The sequence below is a fragment of the Brevundimonas denitrificans genome (genome assembly GCF_030160755.1).
Taxonomy (GTDB): domain Bacteria; phylum Pseudomonadota; class Alphaproteobacteria; order Caulobacterales; family Caulobacteraceae; genus Brevundimonas; species Brevundimonas denitrificans.
In genome coordinates this window covers 55,338-71,786 of sequence record NZ_BSOY01000005.1, presented here as the reverse complement: position 1 = coordinate 71,786, position 16,449 = coordinate 55,338, and the positions used below count along the sequence as shown (strand labels likewise).

Annotated in this window: 19 protein-coding genes and 1 tRNA gene; 12 read left to right on the top strand and 8 right to left on the bottom strand. The window is 67.2% G+C overall.

The window, feature by feature from the left end; genetic code table 11:
• From QQJ79_RS02360 to QQJ79_RS02350, 3 genes are all read right to left on the bottom strand, one after another.
• The coding region (locus QQJ79_RS02360) for a DUF6468 domain-containing protein (RefSeq protein ID WP_284220703.1) at positions 1-448 on the bottom strand (448 nt) is incomplete at its 3' end.
• Positions 448-1,515, bottom strand: a complete 1,068-nt coding sequence (gene fliM / locus QQJ79_RS02355; protein WP_284220700.1) for a flagellar motor switch protein FliM — start codon at positions 1,513-1,515, stop codon at positions 448-450. The genes fliM and QQJ79_RS02360, both read right to left, overlap by 1 nt.
• A gap of 2 nt (positions 1,516-1,517) precedes the next feature.
• A complete protein-coding gene (locus QQJ79_RS02350; RefSeq protein WP_284220698.1) occupies positions 1,518-2,177 on the bottom strand; it encodes a flagellar basal body-associated FliL family protein in 660 nt (219 codons plus the stop codon).
• 175 nt (positions 2,178-2,352) lie between these two features.
• Between QQJ79_RS02350 and flgF the strand changes: the two genes are divergently transcribed.
• From flgF to QQJ79_RS02310, 8 genes are all read left to right on the top strand, one after another.
• A complete protein-coding gene (flgF, locus tag QQJ79_RS02345) occupies positions 2,353-3,087 on the top strand; it encodes a flagellar basal-body rod protein FlgF (RefSeq protein ID WP_284220696.1) in 735 nt (244 codons plus the stop codon).
• A 16-nt stretch (positions 3,088-3,103) separates the two neighbouring features.
• Positions 3,104-3,892, top strand: coding sequence for a flagellar basal-body rod protein FlgG (gene flgG, locus QQJ79_RS02340; protein ID WP_284220694.1), 789 nt, complete (start codon positions 3,104-3,106; stop codon positions 3,890-3,892).
• Entirely contained in the window at positions 3,889-4,503 is a 615-nt protein-coding gene (locus tag QQJ79_RS02335; protein WP_284220692.1) for a flagella basal body P-ring formation protein FlgA, read from the top strand. Before flgG ends, QQJ79_RS02335 begins: the two co-directional genes overlap by 4 nt.
• 14 nt (positions 4,504-4,517) lie before the next feature.
• Entirely contained in the window at positions 4,518-5,264 is a 747-nt protein-coding gene (gene flgH / locus QQJ79_RS02330) for a flagellar basal body L-ring protein FlgH (protein ID WP_284220690.1), read from the top strand.
• Positions 5,265-5,438: 174 nt separating this feature from the next.
• Positions 5,439-5,906, top strand: coding sequence for a hypothetical protein (locus QQJ79_RS02325; RefSeq protein ID WP_284220688.1), 468 nt, complete (start codon positions 5,439-5,441; stop codon positions 5,904-5,906).
• Positions 5,907-5,943: 37 nt separating this feature from the next.
• Positions 5,944-6,372 (top strand): hypothetical protein, encoded by a 429-nt coding sequence (locus QQJ79_RS02320; protein WP_284220686.1) that lies wholly within the window; start codon positions 5,944-5,946, stop codon positions 6,370-6,372.
• A 15-nt stretch (positions 6,373-6,387) separates the two neighbouring features.
• The gene (locus QQJ79_RS02315) at positions 6,388-6,897 is read left to right on the top strand and encodes a hypothetical protein (protein ID WP_284220684.1); all 510 of its coding nucleotides are present in this window, start codon (positions 6,388-6,390) and stop codon (positions 6,895-6,897) included.
• A gap of 51 nt (positions 6,898-6,948) precedes the next feature.
• A complete protein-coding gene (locus tag QQJ79_RS02310) occupies positions 6,949-8,754 on the top strand; it encodes a DUF885 domain-containing protein (protein ID WP_284220682.1) in 1,806 nt (601 codons plus the stop codon).
• Here the strand turns inward: QQJ79_RS02310 and QQJ79_RS02305 are convergent.
• Both QQJ79_RS02305 and msrA read right to left on the bottom strand, forming a co-directional pair.
• Entirely contained in the window at positions 8,751-9,092 is a 342-nt protein-coding gene (locus QQJ79_RS02305) for an MmcQ/YjbR family DNA-binding protein (RefSeq protein WP_284220681.1), read from the bottom strand. The genes QQJ79_RS02310 and QQJ79_RS02305 overlap by 4 nt on opposite strands.
• A 2-nt stretch (positions 9,093-9,094) precedes the next feature.
• Entirely contained in the window at positions 9,095-9,745 is a 651-nt protein-coding gene (msrA, locus tag QQJ79_RS02300; RefSeq protein WP_284220679.1) for a peptide-methionine (S)-S-oxide reductase MsrA, read from the bottom strand.
• Positions 9,746-9,925: 180 nt separating this feature from the next.
• Between msrA and QQJ79_RS02295 the strand changes: the two genes are divergently transcribed.
• Positions 9,926-10,015: transfer RNA gene (locus tag QQJ79_RS02295), tRNA-Ser, on the top strand.
• A gap of 399 nt (positions 10,016-10,414) precedes the next feature.
• On the opposite strand, the gene QQJ79_RS02290 is transcribed toward QQJ79_RS02295, so the two are convergent.
• The 3 genes from QQJ79_RS02290 to QQJ79_RS02280 are packed head-to-tail and all read right to left on the bottom strand — an operon-like array spanning position 10,415 to position 12,740.
• Positions 10,415-12,055: a recombinase family protein gene (locus QQJ79_RS02290; RefSeq protein WP_284220673.1), complete on the bottom strand. Its 1,641-nt coding sequence runs from the start codon at positions 12,053-12,055 to the stop codon at positions 10,415-10,417.
• Entirely contained in the window at positions 12,052-12,480 is a 429-nt protein-coding gene (locus QQJ79_RS02285; RefSeq protein WP_284220672.1) for a DUF2924 domain-containing protein, read from the bottom strand. The genes QQJ79_RS02290 and QQJ79_RS02285 overlap by 4 nt, the downstream gene beginning before the upstream one ends.
• Positions 12,477-12,740 (bottom strand): DUF3489 domain-containing protein, encoded by a 264-nt coding sequence (locus QQJ79_RS02280; protein ID WP_284220670.1) that lies wholly within the window; start codon positions 12,738-12,740, stop codon positions 12,477-12,479. Before QQJ79_RS02280 ends, QQJ79_RS02285 begins: the two co-directional genes overlap by 4 nt.
• 534 nt (positions 12,741-13,274) lie before the next feature.
• Here QQJ79_RS02280 and QQJ79_RS02275 point away from each other — a divergent pair.
• The 3 genes from QQJ79_RS02275 to terL all read left to right on the top strand — a co-directional run bounded on the left by QQJ79_RS02275 (position 13,275) and on the right by terL (position 16,444).
• Positions 13,275-14,537, top strand: a complete 1,263-nt coding sequence (locus QQJ79_RS02275; protein WP_284220669.1) for a site-specific DNA-methyltransferase — start codon at positions 13,275-13,277, stop codon at positions 14,535-14,537.
• 12 nt (positions 14,538-14,549) lie between these two features.
• Positions 14,550-14,957: a DUF5681 domain-containing protein gene (locus tag QQJ79_RS02270; protein ID WP_284220667.1), complete on the top strand. Its 408-nt coding sequence runs from the start codon at positions 14,550-14,552 to the stop codon at positions 14,955-14,957.
• Positions 14,958-15,022: 65 nt separating this feature from the next.
• Positions 15,023-16,444, top strand: a complete 1,422-nt coding sequence (gene terL / locus QQJ79_RS02265) for a phage terminase large subunit (protein WP_284220665.1) — start codon at positions 15,023-15,025, stop codon at positions 16,442-16,444.
• Positions 16,445-16,449: the final 5 nt, after the last annotated feature.

Sequence of the window (16,449 nt, the reverse complement as noted above, 5' to 3'; positions counted from 1 at the left end):
CGAGGATGGCCGCCACGGGGGCCGGCGCCCGCGTGGCCGGCGACATGCCCTGGATGCGTTCCGCCAGGGCGGCCATGCGCAGCGCCCGCTCGTCTTCAGCGGTGACGGGGACGGGAGCCCGGGCGGCCACCGGCACGGGCTGCGGCGCCTCCCGGGGCGTCGCCTTCGGGACATCGGGCGCCTTGGCGATCAGGGTTTCCAGCTGGGCCTTCACCTCCCGGGCCTTGACGATGCGATCATGCAGCAGGTCGGTTTCCTGCCCCGAGGCCCGCAGGCTGGCGAGGGCCGCCTCGGCCCGGCCGGCGGCGGCGTTCAGTTCGGTGACAGCCGTGGCGAAGGCCTGCTGGCCGGCGCGGAGGGCCGAAAGCTTCTTTTCCAGCCGCACGCCGTAACCGAGCGCGGCCACCAGCAGCAGCATCAGCACGCCGTCGAGAATCATTCCGGTCATCAGCGTCTTCCCTTGGTCAGACTGGTCGCGGCCTCGATGCTGATCGGGGCCTCGATTCGCACGGCGATATGCTGGCCCTTGCGGCCCATCTTGCCGATCGTGACCGGGATGGAGCCGCACCGGACCGAGATGTCGGAATCCGGCGTGGCGTTCAGCATCAGGGTGTCGCCGACCTTCAGGTCCAGCACCCTGGAGAGCGGCAGCTGCTGCTCGTCCAGCACCGCCCGCACCTCGGTCTCCGTGGTCCAGAGCTCGGTGGCCAGGTGGCCTTCCCAGATGTTGTCGCGGCCGAATTTCTCACCCATGAACTGCTGCAGCAGCATCTTCCGGATGGGCTCGAGGGTGGCGTAGGGCAGCAGCAGTTCGATGCGGCCGCCCCGGTCCTCCATGTCGATGCGCAGCTTGACCAGGATCGCCGCATTGGCGGGACGCGCGATGGCGGCGAAGCGCGGATTGGTCTCCAGCCGGTCGAGGCTGAAATGCACCGGCGTCAGCGGCTCGAAGGCGGCGCGGGCGTCGGCCAGCACGACCTCGACCATGCGCTGGACCAGAACCCGCTCGATGGTCGTGTAGGGGCGCCCCTCGATGCGCAGGGCCGCGGTGCCGCGACGGCCGCCCAGCAGCACGTCCACGATCGAATAGATCAGGTTGGAATCGACCGTCAGCAGGCCGTAGTTGTCCAGCTCCTCGGCCCGGAACACCGCCAGGATGGCCGGCAGGGGAATGGAGTTCAGATAGTCGCCGAAGCGGATCGACGAAATGTTGTCGAGGCTGACCTCGACGTTGTCCGAGGTGAAGTTGCGCAGCGAGGTCGTCATCAGCCGCACGAGGCGGTCAAAGACGATCTCGAGCATCGGCAGCCGCTCGTAGCTGACGAGGGCGGAGTTGATGATGGCGCGAATGCCTGTGCGTTCGCCGTCATCCCCCTCGCCCATATCGAAGCCGAGGAGGCTGTCGATCTCATCCTGGTTGAGGACCCGTTCGGACAGGGAGGACGGACGCGCTTCGTCCGCCCCGGTTTCTTCCGCGAACGGGTCGGCGCTTTCAGCGAAGGCCGCGTCGGTCATGCCTACTGCACCAGCATTTCTTCGATCAGGACGGCGTCGACCTTGCCGGGCGCCGCGATCAGATTGACGCGACGCAGGATCTCGGCGCGAAGCTGGAAGCTGCCGGCCGATCCCGCCAGGTCCTCAGGCCGCAACTCGCGCAGGAAGCCCTGGAACATGTCCTGCATCCGCGGCATCTCGGCCTGCAGCTGCTCGGCCACATGGGCGTCGCGGGTCTCCAGGGTCAGCTTCAGTTTCAGGAAGGTCGGGCGGCCGTCGGGAGCCTGGATGTTCACCACCATGTCCGGAAGGGTGAAGAAGGTGACGCCGTCCGGGCCCTCCGCGATCACACCCAGAGACGCGTCGGCCGGACCGTCGGCGGGCGCGCCGTGGCCTCCGCCCTTCTTCTCGGCCTTCTTGTCATGGCCGCCCTTCTTCTCCGCGCCGTGGTCGCCCTCTTCCGCCGAGGCGGCCTTGGGCTGCATCATGAAGAAGGCCGCGCCCCCGCCGCCGCCCAGCACCAGCACGGCGGCCGGGATGACGACGAACAGCAGGGGAATTTTCTTCTTCTTCGGCGCAGCGCCGTCCTCGCCCTCGGCGCCGGACGCGTCCGCAACGGCAGGCAGGTTGGCGGCCTCGTCGCCGCCCTCCTTGGCGCCCTTCTTCTTGCCGAATTTGAACATGGACCACGCCCCGGGAATCTCTCGACCCATACGAGCGTTTTTTGGTTAACGAGCCGCTAAGAACCGGCAAATCCTGCCGGGTCGTCGGAGCGCCAATCCGGCTCAAACGCCCGTCTGCGCTGGATTAACCCTGTTGGCACGACCGTTGCGAAGGGATGGCCGAAAGGAGCCGCCCGTGGAAAACGCCGCCTATGTCGGACTGTCACGCCAGATGACGCTGCGCCGCGAGCTCGACATCGTGGCCAACAACATCGCCAATGCGGACACGACCGGCTTCAAGGTCGAACAGCTGCTGCTGGGCGCCGAGATCGGCGAGCGGGCCCGCAACGCCTTTGTCCGACCGGGCGTCAGCTTCGTGCTGGATAACGGCATCGGCCGCGACTACGGCCAGGGCGCCCTGGAGCAGACCGGCCGCAATCTGGACTTCGCCATCGAGGGCGAAGGCGCCTTCTTCAAGCTGAACGACGGGGCCGGCGAGGCTTACACCCGCGACGGCGCCTTCACCCTGGACCCCGAGGGCCGGCTGACGACCGAGGGCGGCGCGGTCGTCCAGGGCGACGGCGGCGAAATCATCCTGGACCGCGCGCTGGGCGAACCCGCCGTGGCCCCCGACGGGACGATCAGCCAGAACGGCAATCCCGTCGGCCGGCTTTCGATCGTTCGCTTCGACGCCCTGGCCGCGCTCGAAAAGGGCGGCGACGGCCTTTACCGCAACGCCTCCAACGCCGCCGCCATCGAGGCGACCGACGCCCGCGTGCGTCAGGGCATGCTGGAAGGCTCCAACGTCAATCCGATCCTTGAGATCACCAACCTGATCGAGATCCAGCGCGCCTACGAGAGCGTCACGCGGATGATCGAAAACGCCAACGACCTGTCACGCCGCGCCGTCGAGCGGCTGGGCCGGGCATAGAAAGGGAGACTGAGACATGCGCGCGCTCAGAACCGCAGCCTCGGGCATGGCCGCCCAGCAGCTGAATGTCGAGGTCATCTCGAACAACATCGCCAACATGAACACGGTCGGGTTCAAGCGTCAGCGGGCCGAGTTCCAGGACCTGCTGTACCAGAACGTCGAACGCATGGGCGCGCAGTCGTCCAGCCAGGGCACGGTGGTTCCGACCGGCATCCAGATCGGCGCGGGCGTCAAGGCCGGCAGCGTCTACCGCATCACCGAGCAGGGATCGCCCACCCAGACCGGAGGCCGTTACGACGTCGCCATCGACGGGCGCGGCTATTTCCAGGTCCTGCTGCCTTCGGGCGAGACCGCCTTCACCCGGGCCGGCAATTTCGCCCTGAATGGCGAGGGCCAGCTGGTCACGGACGACGGCTATGCCGTGCAGCCGAACATCTCGATCCCCCAGGATGCGGTCGATGTGTCGATCTCCAAGTCCGGCCAGGTCCAGGTCATCACCGCCGGCGAGACCGAACCCTCGGTGGTCGGCCAGCTGGAGCTGGCCAGCTTCTTCAACGAGGCGGGACTGGAAGCCATCGGCGACAACCTGCTGATGGAGACCGCCGCCTCGGGCGCGGCCAATGTCGGCACGCCGGGCGAGGTCGGCTTCGGCCAGCTGCTGCACGGCTATACCGAGGCCTCGAACGTGGACGCCGTGGCCGAGATCAGCGCCCTGATCATCGCCCAGCGCGCCTATGAGATGAACTCCAAGGTCATCACCACGGCCGACCAGATGCTGTCGGTCAGCGCGCAGGTGAAATCGTGAGGTCCCTGATCCTCGGGGCCGTCACGGCCCTGATGGCCGTCGGCGCCGCGCTCGCGGGTCCGGTGACGCTGAAGGCCAATCCGGTCGACAGCGACGGCCGGGTGACCCTGGGCGACCTGTTCGACGGCGCGGGGTCGGCGTCCGACGTCATGGTCGGAACCCGCGCGGGCCCCTCGATCGTCTTCGAGGCCGGTCAGCTTCAGAGCCTGGCGCGTCAATCGGGTCTGGACTGGGCAAATCCGTCCGGGTTGCGCCGGGTGGTGGTGCGCAACGCCGCCGCCGCGCCGTCCGCGGTCGCCCCCGTCCCCCGATCAGCCGCCGCCGAGGGCGCTCCGCCCGTCGTGGCCGCGCGTCCCCAGCCCGCCCGCGCCGCGCTGGCCGAGCGTGTCATCACCCGCAACGACATGGTCGAGGTCGCCTATGAGGTCGGCGGCGTCCGCCTGACCATCACCGGCCGCGCCGAGGGCAACGCCGCCGTCGGCCAGCGGCTGGCGGTTCGCAACCTGCAGTCAGGCCGGACCATCGACGCCGTCGCCATCGGCCCCGGTCTGGCCCTCGCCGGCCCGGCCGGTCAGGAAGCCCGCGCCACCCAACAACTCGCCGCCCGATAGAGGGATACAGTTCCATGCGTACCGTCCTGATCGCCACCGTCGCCGCCCTGGGTTCGTCCCTGGCCCTCGGGGCCTGCTCCACCGCCATCGAGGCCGTGCGTGGGCCGGAACTGGCGCCTATCGGCTATCCCGCCGCCCTGATGCCGACCAGCCAGACCTACCTCCCCTCGCCGGAACAGCAGCACGCCGACCGCGCCGCCAGCGCCAACAGCCTGTGGCGCGCCGGGGCCCGTACGTTCTTCGGCGACCAACGCGCGCGGCGGATCGGCGACATCGTCACGGTCAACATCGACATCGACGACCGCGCCCAGACCCAGAATTCGACGGCGCGGAGCCGCACCAACGACATTTCGGGCGGCATCACCAATTTCTTCGGCCTCGAGAACAGCCTCGGCCAGGCCTTCCCCGGCGGATTCGACCCGGCCAATCTGGTCGGGCTGGAAGGCGAGTCGAACTCGAACGGCTCCGGCTCGGTCAACCGGTCCGAAAAGGTCAGCCTGACCATTGCGGCCGTCGTCACCGACGTGATGGTCAACGGCAATCTGGTCATCCAGGGCCGGCAGGAGGTGCGCACCAACCGCGAGGTGCGCGAACTGACCGTCGCCGGCATCGTGCGGCCGGAGGACATCAGCTCGGCCAACACCATCGCCCACACCCAGATCGCCGAGGCCCGCATCAGCTACGGCGGCCGCGGCGACATCAGCCGCGTCCAGGCCGCGCCCGCGGCCCAGTCGCTGGTGGAACGCTTCAGTCCGTTCTAGTTGGGCGGCGATCTTCGGCCTGCGGGACCTTCCGACCCGGCCAGGACGGCGTTCGGCCGTTCGCCGAACGCGCGATAAATTCATCACATCCCGGATCAGGTCCGGATGCGTCCAAGCGGGGCCGTGAACCGTTAATGGAATGTGGCGTTTGGATTTCAGACGCGAGATTCCTTGATGCTCAAGATCGCCATTCCAGCCGTCGCCGCCCTCGGCCTGATCGCCTTCGCCGCCCGGTCGCAGGCGACCAACCTTGATGTTCAGACGGGCGCTGCGCCGATGGGCTGGCATCTCAGCCATGAGGGTTCGCTGGCCAAGCTGGCGTATGGCGTTGAAAACTCCGACCAACTGGCTCTGATGATGACTTGCGAGCAGGGTCAGACCCAGGCGACCGTCTATGGCGACGTCCAACCGGCCAGCCCGCGCCTGACCAAGGCGTCGATGAGGACGGCGATCGATCCCCTGAGCGGCGGACTGGCGGATGAAATGCGAATTTCGGTTCGCGATCCGGCCCTGCGGCAGCTGGCCCGAAGCGGCAAAATGACGGTCGAGGCCGAGGCCGGCCAGTTCGAACTGTCCGCCGACCCGGCCGAACGCCGCCTGATCAACGAATTTTTCGCCTATTGCGGTTCGGACCGCGTCTGACCACAACAGTGGACGGACCATTCAGCGGGGCTGAGCCATGATCGCCGTGTTCGCCATCGCGGCTCTGGCCGCACAGAGTCCGCCGCCAGAACCCGCCTGGACCTGGACCCTCTATGCAGACGCGGATCCGGTGGTCCTGGCGCACGAAGTGCCCGACACCGCAAATCTGCGCACGACGCTCGAATGCGATCCGGGCGCCAGCGTCGCGCGACTGACCCTGTACGACGGCCCGGCCCTGAGCGGTATGGCCCGGGCGACCTCCGGTGAGGCCTCCGCCGTCGCCGAGGCGGCGACCACGCGAGCAGGCGTCACCAGACTGGCGCTGCGGACCGACCACCCGGTGTTCGCCGCCTTCACCGTCGACGGTCGGCTGGCGATCGTCGTCGGCGACCAGCGTCGGCCGGTCGAGATCCCGGCGGCGCATCTTGCCAAGCTGCGCCGGTTCGCGGAACTGTGCTCGGGCTGACCACGGGAGACGTCGATGCGCGCCCCAGTCCTGATCATCCTGACCGGCCTGGCCCTGGGCGCCGCGGCCTGCGCCACGGTTGAGACCCCGGCGGAGCCGGGCCCCGCCGTCGTTTCATCCAGCGCGCCGGCGCCGGTCGCCGGCCACGACTGGTTCTATCATCGCGACGGACAAGAGGCCCGCCTGGTCTATGGCCTGGCGGAGAGCGACGACCTGCGGCTGGGGCTGGATTGCCACGAGGGCAGCGGACGGCTGGCGCTGAGCGCCGTCGGCGGGCCGGACGCCAGGCCGGAGATCCACCTCGAGGCGGGCGGCGAGACGGAGCGGTTCGCGGCGCGGTCCGAGCCGTCCGAGTTGCATGAGGGCGTCTTCCTGACGGCCGAGGCGGCGGCGGACGCGCCCGTGTTTCAACGCTTCCGGCGCCTGGGCTGGCTGGCCCTGTGGCTGGATGGCGAACGGCAGGCCTATGCCCCCCATCCGGAATCCGCGCCGAATATCGAACGGTTCTTCGCCTTCTGCGGTTGACGCGACGGCTCCGCTCCGGTGCAGTCCCGCCCGATCCGGGAGAGGGACCTCATGAAACGCGTCATCACCGCCTGCGCCGTCGCCGTGCTCGCCGCCGCCGCGGCCCCTGTTTTCGCCAGCCCGGCGCCGGTTCAGGCCGAGGCCGCCCGCAACGCCGGCAATCCGGCCCTCGCCTCGGTGCTGGCGGATTATGAGGCCTATCTTCGCGCCGTGGACCCGATCAATGCGGGCATGGAAGGCGACCGCGCCGCCCTGTCGCGCCTGCCCGACGGCTCGCGCGCCTTCGAAGTGGCGCAGGAGCCGGTGCTGAGAGAGTTCGCCGGCCGGCTGGCCGCGATCGACGCCGCCTCGCTGGGCGACGATGACCGGCTGAACCACACCTTCCTGACCTATGTCCTCCAGCGCTCGCTGGCCCGCATCCCGCTCGACACCGGACGGATCGACGCCTTCAACTCCGAGGGCGGTCCGGGCCAGGGCCTGGCCTATCTCGCCAGCGTCACCCGCATCGCCACCGTCGCCGACGCCGAAGCCTGGATCGCCCGGCTGGAGGCCATGCCCAAGAGCTTCGCGGATTCGTTGGCCAACGCCCGCCGCGGTCTCGAAACCGGTCTGGTCCAGCCGCGCTCCATCGTCGAAAACGCCCTGACCCTGATCGGACCCGAGGCGGCGCTGGCCCCCGAAGCGGACCCGCTGCTCAGGCCGTTCCTGACGCTCCCCGCCTCCATCCCTGCGGCGCAGCAGGCGACCCTGCGCGAGCGGGCGGCGCGGGCCGTGGCGGAGGGAATCATGCCGCAGCGGCGCGAATGGGCGCGGTTCCTGCGCGAGGACTATCTGCCCCGCGCCCCCGAGACCCTGGGTCTGGTCCACCGGCCGGGCGGGCGCGAGATGTACGCCTATCTGGTGCGCGGCTACACCACGACCGACCTGACCCCGGACGAGGTTCACGCCATCGGCCTGCAGGAGGTCGCCCGCATCCGGGCCCGCATGGACGTCGAGATGCGCGCCGCCGGCTGGACCGGCGACTTCGCCGGCTTCCTCGCCTTCCTGCGCACGGACCCCCAGTTCTACACCACCACGCGCGAGGACCTGCTGGAGAAGGCGTCCGAGATGGCCAAACGGGCCGACGACGGCCTGCCCGCCCTGTTCGGAACCCTGCCCCGCCTGCCCTATGGCGTGCGCCCGGTGCCGCGCGAGATCGAGGCCAACTACACCACCGGCCGCTACAACCCGGGCTCCATGGAGAACGGCGTCGCCGGCGGCTATATGGTCAACACCTCCAGCCTCGACCAGCGCGGCCTCTACGAGCTGCCGGCCCTGACGCTGCATGAGGCGGTGCCCGGCCACCATCTGCAGATCGCCCTGCAGCAGGAGGCGGAGGACGGCCCCTATTTCCGCCGCAGCGTCGACGTCACCGCCTTCGTCGAGGGCTGGGGCCTCTATTCCGAATTCCTCGGCGAGGAGATGGGCTTCTACCGCACGCCCTATGAGCGGTTCGGCCGCCTCAGCTACGAGATGTGGCGCGCCTGCCGGCTGGTGTCGGACACCGGCATCCACTGGCTGGGCTGGAACATCGAACAGGCCCGCGCCTGTTTCCGCGACAACTCGGCCCTGGCTCCGCTGAACATCGAGACCGAGCTGCAGCGCTATATCGGCTGGCCGGGCCAGGCCACGGCCTACAAGATCGGCGAGATCCGGCTGCGAGGCGTGCGGACGCGGGCGGAAGCGGAACTGGGCGACCGGTTCGACGTGCGCCGCTTCCATGACGCCCTGCTGGTCGACGGCCCCTTGCCCATGGCCCTGCTGGACGAGCGGATGGACCGCTGGATCGTGGAAGAAAAGGCGCGGCCGGCCGACTAGAGGCCCAGCGCCGCCCGCGCCTTCCTCGTCAGCTTCGCCGCCACAATGCCGTGGGCGATGACCAGGTGTTCGGCCAGCTCATCGTCGGCCCAGTCGTCGATCTGCGGCAGGTTCACCCATTTGTTCCGCGCCATATAGGGCGCCGGGCGGGCGTGGCCGGATTCGGTCAGCACCTCATAGGCGATGTCGGAGACCTTGAAGGAGATGCTCCCGCCCCCGCCGACCATGACGAACATCTTGCCGCCGACCTTGTAGGCGTCGTGGTCGTCGCCGAACGGATGATCCAGCGTCACCCCCGGCAGGGCCAGGCAGACCTTGCCGACCCCCGCGCGATCCATGCTCAGGCCTCGACGCCGACGCCGATGGGACAGACCACCCCCGTCCCGCCGATGCCGCAATAGCCGGCCGGATTCTTGGCCAGATAGGCCTGGTGATAGTCCTCGGCGAAATAGTACGGCCCCGCGGGCGCGATCTCGGTGGTGATGGTCCCGCGCCCGGCTTTCGACAGGGCCGCCTGGTAGGCGTCGCGCGAGGCCTCGGCCTCGGCCTTCTGGGCCTCCGTCAGCCAGTAGATCGCCGAACGATAGGTGGTGCCGACGTCATTGCCCTGGCGCATGCCCTGGGTCGGGTCGTGGTTCTCCCAGAAGGCCTTCAGCAGCTCGCCGTAGCTGATCTCTTTCGGATTGAAGACCACCTGCACCACCTCGGCGTGGCCGGTGCGGCCCGTGCAGGTCTCCTCATAGGTCGGATTGGGCGTGATCCCGCCCGAATAGCCGACCGAGGTCACCCAGACGCCCGGCAGTTGCCAGAACACCCGCTCCACCCCCCAGAAACAGCCCATGCCGAGGATGGCGGTCTCGAACCCCTCCGGATGCGGCCCCTTCAGCGGGCGGCCGCTGACATGGTGGACCTCGTCGGTGTGCAGGGGCGTCGCCCGGCCCGGCAGGGCCTCGGCGGGGGTGGGCAGGTCGTGGGTTTTCTCGAACAACATGGCGGGCTCCCTGGCAGGCCGCGGTCAGAAGGCTGGGCCTTCCCGATCCGACGCGGCCGGTCGAATGATCATTCTTCCATATGGGGCCTCATGCGCCGCTTGCCGAGGGGGTCCGGGTGTTCTATCAGCCTCGCCTCGCGCCGGATCGACCTCCGGCGCGTTCACGCGCGTCGTGGAAACGGACAGGTGGCGGAGTGGTCGATCGCGCACGCTTGGAAAGCGTGTGTAGGTGAAAGCCTACCGAGGGTTCGAATCCCTCTCTGTCCGCCACGCACTTCCTGGATAACTGCCGGGTCCCTGTAACCCGGGGAATAACCCCGACATTACCGCGACTTTGCCGAACTCGGAGACAGACAGCCTGTCTCTGATCGCGGGATCTTGCCTGCAACACCCCCTTTTTGCCGCCTCCGTCTCCGTTCGCGCGGCGACGGGTCGTTTTCGTATGCTTGGGCCCGTCCTTGAAAACAGGGAAGTACAGGGAAATCGCGCAAATTTTCGATCCGAACGCCCATCGCCGCAACCCGGAAAACCCCGCTACGACTGGAACTTCAGGCGAGCGCCGCGATCTTTTCCCACGACAGGAACAGGGAATTTCTTCCGGGCTAACAGGGAATATTTTTAAGGGAACAGGGAAGCAAACCCCCGGATCAGGGATACCGCGCCTGGGCCTCAGCCGGCAGCGTAGAGACGGCGCTGTGCTTCCCAGTCGAGGGGCATCTCTTGGCGGGTGACCGCGCCCAGCGTCAGGCCGGCCGGCAAGCGGCCATCCAGGATCGCAGCTTTCAGGTCCGGGGCCAGGAAGGCCGCGCGGATGGTGCGGGCGGCATAGGCCGCGGTCACACCTTCGGCCTCCGCGATCTGGTTCAGGGTCTTTGCCTGGCCCGTCAGCAGCTGCCGCTTCCAGGCCTCGGCACGGATCAGGGCCGCGCTGAGCGCAGGGTCAGTAGCGCGGTGATGGATCGCGGACTGACCATCCGGCCCGATGGCCACCTTGGCCCCGCCTCGTTTCACAACCCGAACCGGGATGGTCAGAATCCGGTCGGGTCCCCGGCGCTCGAGCCGGTCGACGGAGATCCGGTCCTGCGGTCCCAGATCACGGATCGCCCGCTCGAGCATCGCCTCATCGAACTGGAGGGTGACGGCGTCGCTCGTAACCTCGACGCGGTCGATCAGGTTACGGATCGCCGACCAGTCCGGCGACGCCTCGGTCTGGATGCAGAGCTTCAGCTCGTGCAGGCGATTGGCCACGATCTCCTCGACGATGTGGGCCGAGATGCGTGTCACGGCGCCCAGGTTCTGACGCCGCCCGGCCTGGATCGGGCTCGAGACATAGTACCGGTAGGTGGTCTTGCCAGGCCGCGCCGCCTTGAGCGGCGTCATGCGATTGCCGGCGGAATCGAAGATCAGGCCCTTGAACGGCGCACCTTTCTGAGGCCGCCGCACCTCACCGGGCTTTCTCGTCTTGAGGTCGTTCTCGGCCAAACGCGCCTGGACCGCATCGAACACGTCCCGATCCACGATGGAGGGATGTTGGCCGGGGTAGCTGGTCTTCTTGTGGGGGATTTCTCCGACGTAGGTCCGATTGTGCAGGATGTGGAACAGCGCCCCCCGGTCGATCTTGCGTCCGCCCCTCAGCACGCCCGCCTTGGTGGACCAGCTCTTGGATACGACACCCGCCGCCTCAAGCTCCTGGACGATCTTGTGGGCCGAGCCGACCTCAAGGTAGCGCCCGAAAATCCAGCGCACCGTTTGGGCCTCGGCTTCGTTGATCGTCAGGGTGCGGCCGGCGGCGTCATAGCCCAACGGGAGGTTTCCACCCATCCACATGCCCAGTTTCTTGGAAGCCGCGATCTTGTCGCGAATCCGCTCGCCCGTGACCTCCCGCTCGAACTGGGCGAACGACAGGAGGACGTTCAACGTCAGGCGTCCCATGGAGGTTGTGGTGTTGAAGGCCTGGGTGACGCTGACAAAGCTCGCGCCGGCCCGGTCGAGCACATCGACGATGCGGGAGAAGTCGGTCAGGGCGCGGGTCAGGCGATCGACCTTGTAGACCACCACTACATCGATCAGGCCGGCCTCAACGTCATCGAGCAGTCGCTTCAGGCCAGGCCGAGCCATGTTGCCGCCGCTGAACCCGCCATCGTCATAGACATCCTGGATAAGGATCCAGCCTTCGCCGGCCTGGGAGAGCACATAGGCCGCACAGGCGTCGCGCTGGGCATGCAGCGAGTTGTAGTCCTGCTCCAAGCCCTCCTCGGTGCTCTTGCGCGTGTAGATCGCACAACGAAGGGTGCGGCCAGTCGCGCTCATGCCGAGGCTCCCTCACGCAGTCCAAAGAACCTGGGTCCGTTCCAGCGAACCCCGGTGATCAGGCGCGCGACCTTGGAGAGGCTCGCATGTCTCTGCCCCTGCCAGACATAGCCGTCCGGTCGAACCTCGACCTCGTGGCGCACGCCCTGCCATTCCCGGATCAGGGTCGATCCCGGGTGGAAGGTCGAAGTTCGCAACCGGGGCTTCTTTCCCGTCCGGTGTTGGCTGGCCGCGCGAGACAGCCGCTTGTCCAAGGCGACCGACTGGCCGGCGGCTTCGATCTGGAGCGCTTCAGCCAGGGTCCGGCGGAGAATGTCGGTCGAGCGCACCGGGGGCGGCTCGCCGAGCCGCTCCCGCCACACCGCACGAAGCGCCTCGATGTCCAAGTTGGTGAGGCTGGCCAGCGTTTCGCGCAGGTCGCTCAATACTGAACCGCCTCCACGGGTGCGGCGATCCGCCAGATTCGCCGCTCTCCGATCTTCTCGCTTGAGACGGTATGGCCCCTCTTCTTGAGCGCGCCAGCCAGGGCGCCGCGGATCGAATGCGCCTGCCAACCGGTGGCTTCGATCATTGCGGCCATGTCGGCCCCGTCCTCGGGCAGGAGGATTGCGATCAAGCGATCAAGTTTGGATGGGGCGCGGGACGTCGAGACGGGCGCAGCTTCGGCTTTGGACTTGCGAGGCATGATCGGTGTTCCCTTGGTCAGAGAGCGCGGGGTTGCGCCCTACTGAGCCAAGCCCGGAGTGCCGGGCGGGAGCGGGATCACTACCGCTTGCTGTGCAGCGATAGTCCAGTCGAATAAGCGATCCTTCGCCTTGTCCTCGGGCTACGCCTCACCATCTGGGGGTTGCCGTGTGGCTGTAGTCTTGATTGTGTTCTTGTTGGTGGACCCGAGGGTCCTGGTTCTGGGCTAGGCCCTGTGGTGCCGTGGCGCCCTCCCCCCAATCCGAAGGCCGTCGATTCCGGCGCGTGATCGCGCGCTGCTCGGCTCCATAGCCTTCTCCATTCCCTCAATGGCGCTTTCCGCCAGCGCGCCTGCGCGCGCAATCGCGGATCCGCGTCTGCATATCTGGAGACCAGTTCATGTCGACCGACCCTGCTCAAGCCATCGCCCAACAAATCCCACCCTCGGTCCGCTTGGCGGTCGAGGACCTGCCCATCGCCGAGCTTGTGCTCGGAAGTCGCCAACTCCGGATCCGCAAGAAGAGCGTGCTGGGTGATGGGTGCCAGCATTCGACAATTCGGCTTTCTCGTTCCTGTTCTGATCGACGGGGAGAACCGGATCGTATGCGGCAAGGGTCGCGTCGAGGCCGCACGCTTGATTGGCATGACCGACGTGCCCTGCATCCGGATCAACCACCTGTCGGACGCCGAGCGCCGTGTCTTTGCTATCGCAGAGAACCAACTCGGCCAGCTGGCGGGTTGGGATCAGGAGACGCTGAAGGTCGAGTTGAAGGAGCTGGCCGGCTTGGATCTGAGCTTCAGTCTGGAACTCACAGGCTTCTCGGCCCCCAAGATCGACAGCATCATCTTCGGCGGCGAGAGCGGCAACGCACGCGAGAACGCGATCCCGGCCCTGACCGATGACGTGGTCAGCCTCGTCGGCGACCTTTGGGAACTCGGTGAGAGCCGCCTGCTCTGCGGCGACGCCACCGCCTCGGACAGCTTCGAGACCTTGCTCGCCGGCGAGAAGGTCCGGGTGGTCTTTACCGACCCACCATACAACGTTGCCGTCGCGGGCCACGTCACCAGCGGCGGCAAGCATGGCGAGTTCGTCATGGCGTCAGGCGAGATGACGGATGGCGAGTTCACCGAGTTCTCGACCAAGGTCATGCGACGGGCGAGCGAGAACCTCATCGACGGAGGCCTCCTCTACTACTGCATGGATCACCGCCATCTTGAACACACGTTGGCGGCCGCCAATGCGGTGGAGATGGAGCGGCTGAATCTGATCGTCTGGGACAAGAAGGCTGGCGGCATGGGCAGCTTTTACCGCTCCCGCCACGAACTGATCTTCCTGTTCCGCAAGCCCGGAGCATCCCACCTGAACCGGGTTGAGTTGGGCAAGCACGGTCGCGATCGTTCGAACGTCTGGACCTATGAGGGCGTCAACGGCTTCGGGGCTGCCAAGGCAAAAGCGCGCGAGATGCATCCGACGGTTAAGCCACTGGGCCTGGTTCGCGACGCCATCATGGACTGCACCGCCAAGGGAGATGCCGTCCTTGACCTGTTCAGCGGCAGCGGCACCACCATCATCGCCTCGGAACAGGCGGGTCGCCGTGGCTTCGCGACCGAGCTGGACCCTCGGTACGTCGACGTCGGCGTGGTCCGTTGGCAGGAGTTCACCGGCCGCGAGGCCCGGCTGGCGTCCACGGGTCAGACTTTCCGCGAGGTCCGTATCGAGCGCCAGTCTCGGCCCTCGGCGGAGATCATCACCCTTCCCGAGCGCCGCGTGCGGGTCCGCACGCGGATCGCGGCGTGATGGAGGCGGGCGATGTCGAGCGATCCAACCACATACACCGTCGGCTACGGCCGGCCTCCCGAGGCGACCCGGTTCAAGGCGGGCCAATCGGGCAACCCGAAGGGCCGTCCGAAGGGCTCCCATAACTTCCAGACACTCCTGGATGACGAGTTGCAGACAAGAGTGGCCGTCATCATCAATGGTAAGACGCAACTGCTTACGAAGGCCGAACTGGCGGTGCGCCAGCAGGTCGACAAAGCTGCGCATGGCGACCCGCGGGCTTTCGCCCTGCTAATGAAGGTCAGGGGACAGACGGCGACTGCTCCTGAGGGCGGAGCACTGAATCACGCGGCCGCACCTGAGACCGAACTGACCGCGAGCCAGTTTGCCGACATCCTGGCCAGTATCGCGCGCGATCACGTCGCGGAGGGGGGCTCGTGAGCCCCCCTCGCCTTTCGCCCCAACAGATCTTGCTCGCGGGCGCCCGGCACGACTTCGGGACCTTCTTGGAACTGACCTTCGCCCTGCTCAATCCGGGCGTCGTCCTGGCGAAGGGCTGGTACGTGTCCGCGATGGTGCAGGCGCTGACCGAGATCGCCGATGGGTCAAATCGCCGGCTGCAGATCACCGTGCCGCCTCGCCATCTGAAGTCGATCACAACTACGGTCGCCTTCACCGCATGGATGCTCGGGCGAAACCCGGCCCTACGGATCATCTGCGCCAGCTATGGGCAGGATCTGGCGTCCGAGCTCTCGCGGGATTTTCGCAAGGTGATCCAGTCCAGCCTCTTTCGGGCTATCTTCCCCGAGACGGCGTCGTCGATCGCCCGGGACACCGACAACCAGGTTCGCACGATCCAAGGGGGCGGTCGTCTGGCCGTCGGGGTCGGAGGCGGCGTCACGGGTTTTGGCGCCGACCTCATAATCATCGACGACCTGATGAAGGCCGCCGACGCCTCCTTTCCCGAGGCTCGCGCCAAGGCGCAGCGATACGTGGACGAGACCCTGTTCACCCGCATGAACGACAAGGCATCCGGGGCCGTGGTCTCGATCGCCCAGCGTCTGCATGAGGACGATGTCCCGGCCCACCTGGTCAACAAGGGCGGCTACAGACTTCTTGATCTGCCGGCGATCGCCGTCCGCGATGAGATCATCCGCTTGGCTCACGGCAAGACGCACATGCGGCGCATCGGTGACGTCCTCAATCCAGAGCGGGAATCGAAGGAGGTCCTTGACCAGATCCGCCTCGACCTCGGGCCCCGCGTCTTCGAGACCCAATACCAACAGAACCCGGTTCCTGTTGATGGCGACGTCATCCGCTGGGATCGCATCCAGTTTCATGACGATGACCTCATCGACTATCGGACGCTGGACGGCCGCCGAAAACTCAGCCGGCTGGTGATCAGCTGGGACTGTGCAGACTCCGAAGCCCCGACCGCGGACTACTCCGTCGGCACGGTCTGGGGTTACGACGGCGCCTGCTGGAAGCTGCTGGACGTCATTCGAGTCAGACTGGCCTTTGCCGACCTTTTGGCCCGGGTCCGATCGGAGCGGAAGCGGTGGAACGCCGACCTCGTCATCGTCGAGAAGGCCAGTGTGGGGCCCGCAATCCTCGATAACCTTTCCCGCGACCATCGCTGTATTGGCGAGCGAGAGCACCACGCTCCGAATTGCGGTCGACAGGCCATCTCGCCTCGCCTGGGAAAGGCGGAGCGGTTCGCGGCCGCCTCGGAACCTCTCTATTCCGGCGCCGCCCGTCTGCCACGGGAGGCCCCGTGGCTGGATGACTTGCGCCGGGAGATGATGGCCTTTCCCAAAGCACGCCATGACGACCAGGTCGATAGCCTGAGCCAGTTCCTGAACTGGATGATCGGCGTCGGCGCTCGACGGCTTACCGATCCAAGGAGGGACTATCGTCGGGCGACGTGATCGGC

What these genes read in the sequence shown, in the direction of transcription:
- QQJ79_RS02290 (WP_284220673.1), bottom strand. Translation starts at nt 12,055, where the DNA reads ATGAGCGCGACTGGCCGCACCCTTCGTTGTGCGATCTACACGCGCAAG.
- QQJ79_RS02310 (WP_284220682.1), top strand. Translation starts at nt 6,949, where the DNA reads ATGAAACGCGTCATCACCGCCTGCGCCGTCGCCGTGCTCGCCGCCGCC.
- fliM (WP_284220700.1), bottom strand. Translation starts at nt 1,515, where the DNA reads ATGACCGACGCGGCCTTCGCTGAAAGCGCCGACCCGTTCGCGGAAGAA.
- QQJ79_RS02270 (WP_284220667.1), top strand. Translation starts at nt 14,550, where the DNA reads ATGTCGAGCGATCCAACCACATACACCGTCGGCTACGGCCGGCCTCCC.
- QQJ79_RS02350 (WP_284220698.1), bottom strand. Translation starts at nt 2,177, where the DNA reads ATGTTCAAATTCGGCAAGAAGAAGGGCGCCAAGGAGGGCGGCGACGAG.
- QQJ79_RS02320 (WP_284220686.1), top strand. Translation starts at nt 5,944, where the DNA reads ATGATCGCCGTGTTCGCCATCGCGGCTCTGGCCGCACAGAGTCCGCCG.
- flgG (WP_284220694.1), top strand. Translation starts at nt 3,104, where the DNA reads ATGCGCGCGCTCAGAACCGCAGCCTCGGGCATGGCCGCCCAGCAGCTG.
- QQJ79_RS02325 (WP_284220688.1), top strand. Translation starts at nt 5,439, where the DNA reads ATGCTCAAGATCGCCATTCCAGCCGTCGCCGCCCTCGGCCTGATCGCC.
- QQJ79_RS02315 (WP_284220684.1), top strand. Translation starts at nt 6,388, where the DNA reads ATGCGCGCCCCAGTCCTGATCATCCTGACCGGCCTGGCCCTGGGCGCC.
- flgH (WP_284220690.1), top strand. Translation starts at nt 4,518, where the DNA reads ATGCGTACCGTCCTGATCGCCACCGTCGCCGCCCTGGGTTCGTCCCTG.
- QQJ79_RS02275 (WP_284220669.1), top strand. Translation starts at nt 13,275, where the DNA reads ATGGGTGCCAGCATTCGACAATTCGGCTTTCTCGTTCCTGTTCTGATC.
- msrA (WP_284220679.1), bottom strand. Translation starts at nt 9,745, where the DNA reads ATGTTGTTCGAGAAAACCCACGACCTGCCCACCCCCGCCGAGGCCCTG.
- QQJ79_RS02280 (WP_284220670.1), bottom strand. Translation starts at nt 12,740, where the DNA reads ATGCCTCGCAAGTCCAAAGCCGAAGCTGCGCCCGTCTCGACGTCCCGC.
- QQJ79_RS02305 (WP_284220681.1), bottom strand. Translation starts at nt 9,092, where the DNA reads ATGGATCGCGCGGGGGTCGGCAAGGTCTGCCTGGCCCTGCCGGGGGTG.